Below are 7,265 nucleotides of genomic sequence, written 5' to 3'. Positions count from 1 at the left end.
CCCGGCGTTCCCGGCGCGGGCGCTGCGCGCGCGCGGCTGGCTGGCGGTGCGCTCGTGGTCGCCGGCGACATCGACGATGCCGGCGCGTGCCTCGCCGCACTCACACGCTGGCTCGACCGCATCGCGCGCGAACGGCTCTTGCCGATGCTGGCCGAGGTAGCCGCTGACGTCGGCGTCACCTACTCAAGCGCTCGCGTCCGTCATCAGAAGACGCGCTGGGGGTCCTGCTCGGCGGGCAGAACGATATCGCTCAATCGCAGCCTCGTGTTTCTGCCGGAGCATCTGGTGCGCTCGCTGATGCTTCACGAACTCGCTCACACGCGCGTGCTGGACCATTCAGCGCGCTTCTGGGCAAAACTCGCACGCCTCGACCCGTCCGCGTCCGAGCACCGCGCGCAGATGCGCACGGCAGCGCGCTTCGTGCCCGCTTGGGCCGAGAAGTAGCTTCCCCGCTCGCCGCCGAGAAGCCCTCGTTCAGATTCCTGCAAGGTACCCACGCTATGTTCTCCGTGACGAGTTCGCAGCGACAAGGGGGTACCAATGGGCAAGATCACACCTGCACACCGCGCTATTCTGACCTTTGCATTACTGGCAGCCATAGCCGTCCCAACGGCGGCCTATGCCAGCAGCTATTGGAGTTCGATGTACTTGCTCACCGCGTTTGACGGGGGCGTACGGTACTACAACGGCAACAATGTGGGAATCTCGATGACGGCGTCATGCGCCTCCTACTCGGCACGATGCTTCTCGGTCGACCTCTACAAGTACCGTGCATGGTATTGGTCGGACTGGATGGGCAGCTCGGCATTTCCGCGCAATGGCTATGGCTCGCACAATTGGTTCAATGTCGGCTCCGGCAACTACTATTTCCACTTCACGAACTGGTGGGACGGCGCTGCGGTCTACAGCGGCAACGTCCACATGTATTCGTACTGAATCCGATTCCGACGGGATGGACGACCTTGCGCGCGGTCGCCCATCCCGTCTTCGACCATGAGGAGTTGCGGTGCTTACGAGTGGAGTAGTGTGGCTGGCCACAGGGATCGCCTTGGTGCTTGTCTCGGCCGGATGCCTGTGGCGCAGACGAAGCTTCGCCGAGACGTTCCTGCGTCTCTTGCTGATGGCCTATGGGGGTGTCGTGATCGCCGTAGCGCTCTTTCCTCTGCCACTGGATCCCGGATACCTAGAGGTGCTCGCCGAGTACGGCGGCAGACAGAACAACCTCGTTCCCTTTGGCACGATCATGGGATCGTTTGCGGAGGGGTGGACTGTCTTCATTGCGCAAGTTGGCGGGAACATGCTGATGTTCTTTCCGTTGGGACTTCTCGTGCCGAGCATATGGACCCGTTTCCGGAGAGTGAAGACCGCAGCGGGCGTGATCATCGGTTGCTCGCTTGCCGTCGAGATCGCACAGCTTCTTCTTTCGACGCTGATCGGCGTCACGTACAGGAGTTTCGATGTCGACGACCTTGTGCTCAACACGCTGGGCGGCATGCTCGGATACCTGTGCTTTCGGCTCGCAGGGTGGCTCCGGGAGAAGCGCCGTTCGCGCCGAGTTCTTGGCGGCCCCGTCGTCTCGAATGAATGATCGGGCAGAGCTGGGCGGCAGAGCGTAGATGGCGCCACGACTGATGGACGAGATGCGGGACGCCATGCGCACCCGCCACTACAGCTCGCGAACCGAGAAGGCGTACTGCAGCTGGGCTGTGCGCTACATCCGCTTCCACAAGTTCCGGCACCCGGCCGAGATGGCCGAGCCCGAGATCAACGCGTTTCTGACTCACCTCGCAGTAGACGAGAAGGTGAGTGCATCGACCCAGAATCAAGCGCTTGCCGCGCTGCTGTTCCTCTACCGCCACGTGATCGTCTACGAACTCGGCGACCTCGGTGGCGTGATCAGGGCCCGTAAGCCGAGCCACCTGCCCGTCGTGCTCACGCGTCAGGAAGTTCGCGCTGTCCTTGCCGAGCTGGACGGTGTCGAGTGGTTGATGGCATCGTTGCTGTACGGTTCCGGGCTGCGCTTGACGGAGTGTCTGAGGCTGCGAGTGCAAGACATTGATTTTGGGAAAGGCGAGATCGTCGTCCGAGACGGCAAGGGCGCGAAAGATCGGGTCACCATGCTGCCGGACTTGCTCAAGGAGCCTTTGCGCGAACAGCTGCGCCACGCCCATGCGGTTCACTCACGTGATCTCGCCGACGGCTGGGGGCGAGTGCTCCTGCCCGACGCCCTCGATCGGAAGTACCCGAGCGCTCCGACTGACTGGCGCTGGCAATGGGTGTTTCCACAGGAACAGCGCTGGACCGATCCGCGGACGGGTCAGCAAGGCCGTCACTATACCCACGAGACCATCCTTCAGAGGGCGGTGAAGACAGCGGTCAGCCGTGCCGGCATCACGAAACGCGCGGGATGCCACACGCTGAGGCATTCGTTCGCCACACACCTGCTGGAGTCGGGCTACGACATCAGAACGATCCAAGAACTTCTCGGCCACAAAGATCTTAGGACGACGATGATCTACACCCACGTGCTCAACAAAGGAGGTCTCGGAGTCAAGAGCCCGATGGACGGCCTCTAGTCGTACTCCGCGGGCTTATACAGACTGCATACCGTCAGCGGATTTCGCAGCGCCGCGCGTTCGCGATCACGAACCACGGTGAGTCAGTGCTGGTGGCTAGGGGTGAAGGCGCGCGCCGTTTGCCGCGATAGCACTGAAGCTCGCCTACTACATAATCCATATCCAGAAAGTGCTAGTCTGTTCTTTGGGGTTACATGGTCTGTAGAATCATTGTTGGGCGGGCAGAACAACAGTGGGGGGCGGGGCTTCATGTGGTACGTGATCGTCGATGGCGTTCAGTCTGGGCCGCTTTCAGAGGACGAACTGCTGCACTGGGCACAATCGGGTCGCCTAGGACCAAATGATCTTGTATGGCGGGGCGGTATGGCAGGTTGGCTTCCCGCAAGCCAATCGGCGCTGTTTTCGGGCGCACCCGCACTGACAGCGCCGGGCAGCAAGCGTCTCGGCGATGACAGACTCTTGCGAGCCATTCTGCCGGTGGGTCGGTCGGGCTGGGCGATTGCTTCCGGGTATCTCGGGTTGCTTTCGGTGCTTTTGGTCCCGGCGCCGTTTGCGATCATCACCGGCATCGTCACCATAATCGACATCCGTCGTCATCGCGGCAAACACGGCATGGGGCGCGCGATCTTCGGAATCGTCATGGGCGTAGGTGCGCTGATCTTTGTTCCCTGGGCCTTAAGGATTATGTTCTAGGCTCTGAGAGTGGATGCCGGGCCGCCCAACAAACGTTTCGAGCAGACGGCGAAAGCGCTACTCTTTCGAAAGCGCTACGCTCGCAGCTCAAACGTCAGACGTTAGGCATAGCACTGACCGACGGGGGATCCAGATGTCTGAGTTGGCTCGCGATCTGAGCGGCATAGTGGTTGGTTGGATACTCGGGCTGGCCACTACGCTCGCGAGTGACTGGGTTCGCGGTAGGCGACGAGTCGCGGCGGTTCGTCGCTCTGTTATTCAGGAACTCAATGAGGTGGCGTATCGGCTGACTTTCGTTGTCTTCAACCTCGAGTCGCGCAGGGGTCGTCTCGACCGCGACCTCGTTCATTGGTTGCGAACGGCCATCATGCGCTACCAGGGGCCCAACCAACAGGAAGCGCTGCCGGAGGGCCTGTCGTCCCTGTTGGAAGTGAGCGATGAGGAGTTTGTCACGGTCAGCCAGCTTCTGGCATCGCCTACGAAGACGACATTCATTCAGCCGGAGGAGGCGTCATACTCAGTCGCGGCGCTCACGCAAGCGCATGAGTATGATCGCGCCTTCGCCACGCAGGTGCTCGATGTGCTTTCATCCCTTCGTATGTACAACGAGACGCGTCAGAATGTGCTTCAGTATCAACTTATGACGTTCGATTCCGGACTGAGTGAGGGGAATCACTCACGAGTCATCGAGAACGAGAACAGCGCAATCGACGCGTTGTCGCGCCGCGCACGCCAGATCGTCGATAAGGTCATGATGATCGAGGAACAATTTGAAGCTCGGTCAATCAATCACATGCCTAACAAAGGCATCGAGCAGAACGCCAGAAGGTGAACTGACCTGAGAGGTTATGCGCGTCTGCTCATGCCTCAGACGTTGGACAGAGAAGGAGGAAGTGTGTCAGCGATAGCGCAGTTTCACCGAGTGCCAACTGGGAAGCTCCACGAGTTGGTTGAAGCGGCTACACCTCGCAAGTCGGGTCTGTTCGGTAAACGGAAGGACAACTTCTGGGAGTATCTCAACTCCAACGCAAAGCAGGTTGCCACACTCGAATGGTCCGGGTTCTTCGTGGCCGACGCTCTGATATTCCTTCAAGAAAACGGCATTGACTTGTTGGACTCAGGCGAGTACGACGCTCCCGTCATGCGAATCGTAGAACTCCGGGAGATCAGCGCAGTGGCACTGACCCCGGCGCATCGTGTGGCGTATCTCGATCGATTGGCCGGCGAGCCCTTCTCCGTCGCGCAGCTTGCAGAGTGGCACAAGGAGTTCACCGAAACAGATACGCCAGATGCTGGAGAGGCAATGCTAAATGCCATCGCCGCGCTCCACTCGGCACTATCAGCCGTAGACGGGCAGACGGTTGTGTTGGTCACCATTGCGTAGTCCTGTCCAACAAACGTTTCGAGCAGACTCGCGGATAGCCGTCTCGCTCTGAAAGCGCTACGCTCGCTGCTCAAACGTCAGACGTTCTACACATACACGGCACTCGCTCGCAAGCGATACGGCTCTTCAAAGAAGCAAACGGCAGGGAACCGGCTGAAACGCGGCGCACCATTGCACTTAACCTGCATGCGATGAGGGAAGTGCCCACCGTGCTTCGTGCCTTGGAGGGGCGATATCCGTCGATATCACCCCTCCAGTAGTGTAGAACAAGCGAATCGAGCAGAACGCCAAGAGGTAGACTGACCTAAAAGCGGATGCGCGTCTGCTCATTCGCTGGACGTTAGGCGAACCAAGGAGTGAACTTGTCTGATATCGCGGACACGAAACAGGCGCATCGTCATAGTATTCGCCCGCTGTGGCGGTGGGTGACTGTCCTCGGTGCTTGGTGGCTTGTTATGACGGTTCTTTCGTTGCAGGCCTATGCCGTTGTTGGTGACTCGGCGATCGCTGCCGCACCGCTCTTCTCCGCAGCGCAGCTTCTCCTCGGCCCCCCTCTCGGTCACGTGGCAGCTTCGCCCTCGGCGATATGGGTCTTCGCTTGGCCCGTGTACGTGGTTCTTCTCGACAAGGCACTGGCGCGCGCGTGGGGCTTCAATCAAGGTGTCACTTCCTCCGTGGTTGCCGCTCTGCTCGCGGTATGTGCGCGACTCGCGGTGGAGCTCACGTATCGCGCTGAGGGCGGTTTGCTTGTCTGGCCTATGGTAGGTCGCAGTGTTGCGCAAGAGATCGCCCTATACTTGGCTCTCGGGCTGTTTGTGTTCGCGCTCGGGTCCGTTGTCAACTGGGTGAGCGCCTATATTGCCAAACGTGCCGGGATTGCTAGGGTCGCCTAACAAACGTTTCGAGCGGACAGCGAAAGCGCTACTCTTTCGAGAGCGACACGCCTGCCGCTCAAACGTCAGACGTTCGACAGAACATGCGGTTTGCGATCGGGGATGTGTAGGAAGGGGGCGGCGTGTCACCTAACCAGAAGCTCTCGTTCCTTGTGTTCGGGGGCGTCGTCATCGTGCTGGTTGTGACAGCGATTCAGGTACTCAAGTCGCGCGGTCATCTCTCCCGTGAGACCTACATCACGTGCCTTGCCAGCGCGTGGGTAGCCATTGCCGTCGGTGAGGGGACAATTCTTCGACTGCCGCTTCTTGGAACTGGGATTCTCCTCGCCCTTACGCTTCCCGCTTTCCTGGCAAGCCTTCTGCGGATCAAGTGGCTCACTCCTCGCGTGTGGCGTACTCCGGGAGGTGCCAACATTGACGGTCTTTCTTGGGATGAACCTGGCCTGTTTGCGGTGCTTCGCGCTGAGGATCCATTGATGATCGCGGGACAAGAAGGTGAGGACGCAGTCTATATGGAAGCGGCGCATCTTCTCGATTCGGAGGGACCGGCTCTATCGCTAAGCGGTCAGCTTGAACAGCTGACTGATGCACTGGGCCGTGCGGTCGAGGATCCCGGCCTTGTGATTCCGCGAGAGGTTCGACGTGTTGCCAAGATACTTCGTCGACTCGCGGCAACTGCAAGTAATGCTGAAAGCAGCCCGGTAGGTGAGGAGCCGGCGAGTTAGGATGCCGCGGGATTATGTCGTGTCGAACAAACGTTTCGAGCAGACTCGCAGATAGTCGTCGCATCATGAAAGCGTTACGCTCGCTGCTCAAACGTCAGACGTTAGAACGAGACCCACAAGTCGTCTGAGGTTGTTACGCGTGAATAACGTTTGACGTTATTCACGCACGGCGTTATCATTCTTGCCATGATCATCTCGTTCCGTGACACCGACACAGCAACTCTCGCAGGCGGCCAGCGCGTCAAGCGTTTCATCGCCTTCGAGTCCGTTGTTCGTCGAAAATTGCGGCAACTCGAGATCGCCGGTCAACTTGACGACTTGAGGGTGCCGCCCGGCAATCGGCTCGAGGCGCTCAAGGGTGATCGACAAGGCCAGCACAGCATTCGGATCAACGACCAGTATCGTGTCTGCTTTCGCTGGACCGCCGCCGGACCCGAAGACGTTGAGATCTTGGACTACCACTAGAAGGTGATGATGATGACAACTGCACTTGCACCCGTGACACCAGGCGAGCTCTTGCTCGAGGAGTTCCTGCTTCCCATGGGCATCTCGAAGTATCGTCTCGCCAAGGAGATCGGGGTCCCGGCGCAGCGCATCGGTGAGATCGTGGCCGGTAGGCGCGCGATCACGGCTGATACTGACCTGCGTCTGTCCCGCTTCTTCGGATTGTCGGAGGGCTACTGGCTGCGTGCCCAGGTCGCCTACGACACCGAAGTTGCTCACGGGCGGCTGGCAGGGGAGCTGGACAAGATTCGGCCATGGTCGGGAACCGCGGCCTGAATCGGGGTCCGTTCTAACACGTGTTTCGAGCTGACTCGCACAAGGTTGCCGTATTCTGAGAGTGCAACGCTCGCAGCTCAAACACTGGACGTTAGCTACAGCAGTACAACGGCGCTGAAGAACTCGATGCATTTGAGGCTCGCGCTCCGCGCTCAAACACGAATGAATTGCTATGCAAGGGGGGATTGTATTGGCTGATTGCTTTGAGCCTGTC

11 protein-coding genes are annotated in these 7,265 nt (G+C 59.5%); all 11 read left to right on the top strand.

Going from position 1 to position 7,265, the window contains the following annotated elements:
* On the top strand, positions 1-444 hold a 444-nt coding region (locus HGA39_09685), incomplete at its 5' end, for a M48 family metallopeptidase (GenBank protein ID NTW29613.1).
* A 96-nt stretch (positions 445-540) separates the two neighbouring features.
* A complete protein-coding gene (locus HGA39_09680; GenBank protein ID NTW29612.1) occupies positions 541-936 on the top strand; it encodes a hypothetical protein in 396 nt (131 codons plus the stop codon).
* A gap of 70 nt (positions 937-1,006) precedes the next feature.
* Positions 1,007-1,588: a VanZ family protein gene (locus tag HGA39_09675; GenBank protein NTW29611.1), complete on the top strand. Its 582-nt coding sequence runs from the start codon at positions 1,007-1,009 to the stop codon at positions 1,586-1,588.
* A gap of 28 nt (positions 1,589-1,616) precedes the next feature.
* The gene (locus HGA39_09670; protein ID NTW29610.1) at positions 1,617-2,576 is read left to right on the top strand and encodes an integron integrase; all 960 of its coding nucleotides are present in this window, start codon (positions 1,617-1,619) and stop codon (positions 2,574-2,576) included.
* A 249-nt stretch (positions 2,577-2,825) separates the two neighbouring features.
* Positions 2,826-3,269, top strand: coding sequence for a DUF4339 domain-containing protein (locus tag HGA39_09665; GenBank protein ID NTW29609.1), 444 nt, complete (start codon positions 2,826-2,828; stop codon positions 3,267-3,269).
* Between the two features lie 133 nt (positions 3,270-3,402).
* On the top strand, positions 3,403-4,101 hold the full coding sequence (locus HGA39_09660; GenBank protein ID NTW29608.1) for a hypothetical protein: 699 nt from the start codon (positions 3,403-3,405) through the stop codon (positions 4,099-4,101).
* Positions 4,102-4,164: 63 nt separating this feature from the next.
* Positions 4,165-4,653: a hypothetical protein gene (locus HGA39_09655; GenBank protein NTW29607.1), complete on the top strand. Its 489-nt coding sequence runs from the start codon at positions 4,165-4,167 to the stop codon at positions 4,651-4,653.
* A gap of 362 nt (positions 4,654-5,015) precedes the next feature.
* Positions 5,016-5,546, top strand: coding sequence for a hypothetical protein (locus HGA39_09650; protein NTW29606.1), 531 nt, complete (start codon positions 5,016-5,018; stop codon positions 5,544-5,546).
* Between the two features lie 122 nt (positions 5,547-5,668).
* Positions 5,669-6,271 (top strand): hypothetical protein, encoded by a 603-nt coding sequence (locus HGA39_09645; GenBank protein ID NTW29605.1) that lies wholly within the window; start codon positions 5,669-5,671, stop codon positions 6,269-6,271.
* A gap of 186 nt (positions 6,272-6,457) precedes the next feature.
* Entirely contained in the window at positions 6,458-6,736 is a 279-nt protein-coding gene (locus HGA39_09640; protein NTW29604.1) for an excinuclease ABC subunit A, read from the top strand.
* 6 nt (positions 6,737-6,742) lie between these two features.
* Positions 6,743-7,051 (top strand): HigA family addiction module antidote protein, encoded by a 309-nt coding sequence (locus tag HGA39_09635; protein ID NTW29603.1) that lies wholly within the window; start codon positions 6,743-6,745, stop codon positions 7,049-7,051.
* Positions 7,052-7,265 lie beyond the last annotated feature (214 nt).

It is taken from the genome of Coriobacteriia bacterium, from assembly GCA_013336165.1.
Lineage (GTDB): Bacteria > Actinomycetota > Coriobacteriia > Anaerosomatales > JAAXUF01 > JAAXUF01.
This window is presented reverse-complemented; position numbering and strand designations above follow the sequence as displayed.

Coding starts and splice junctions, on each gene's coding strand:
- HGA39_09635 (NTW29603.1), top strand. CDS start 6,743: ATGATGATGACAACTGCACTTGCACCCGTGACACCAGGCGAGCTCTTG.
- HGA39_09665 (NTW29609.1), top strand. CDS start 2,826: ATGTGGTACGTGATCGTCGATGGCGTTCAGTCTGGGCCGCTTTCAGAG.
- HGA39_09640 (NTW29604.1), top strand. CDS start 6,458: ATGATCATCTCGTTCCGTGACACCGACACAGCAACTCTCGCAGGCGGC.
- HGA39_09660 (NTW29608.1), top strand. CDS start 3,403: ATGTCTGAGTTGGCTCGCGATCTGAGCGGCATAGTGGTTGGTTGGATA.
- HGA39_09670 (NTW29610.1), top strand. CDS start 1,617: ATGGCGCCACGACTGATGGACGAGATGCGGGACGCCATGCGCACCCGC.
- HGA39_09680 (NTW29612.1), top strand. CDS start 541: ATGGGCAAGATCACACCTGCACACCGCGCTATTCTGACCTTTGCATTA.